The 243-nt window shown below is 68.3% G+C and carries 1 pseudogene; it reads right to left on the bottom strand.

The features are described from left to right. Positions 1-243 (bottom strand): annotated as a pseudogene (locus WG8_RS27855) (ABC transporter ATP-binding protein); the annotation flags it as partial.

Raw genomic sequence — 243 nt, 5'->3', positions numbered from 1 at the left:
AGGCGGCGCACGAAGGAGCCGCGCTCGGGAGCGAGGCCGACGGCCTCCAGCGCAGCAGCGAGACGCTGCGCAATTTCTGCCGGAGGCACACGCAGGTTCTCCGGCCCGAAAGCAATCTCGTCTTCGACGATTCCCTGCACTAGTTGGGCATCCGGGTCCTGCAGCACGACGCCAACGGTAGAGGCGACAGCAGCCAGGTCGGCCGTGTCGGGGTCCAGCCCGTACACGGTCAGCTCCCCGGTC

It is taken from the genome of Paenibacillus sp. Aloe-11, from assembly GCF_000245715.1.
GTDB classification, from domain to species: domain Bacteria; phylum Bacillota; class Bacilli; order Paenibacillales; family Paenibacillaceae; genus Paenibacillus; species Paenibacillus kribbensis.
The sequence above is the reverse complement of the archived record's forward strand: the minus strand, read 5'-3'. Positions and strand labels throughout refer to the sequence as shown.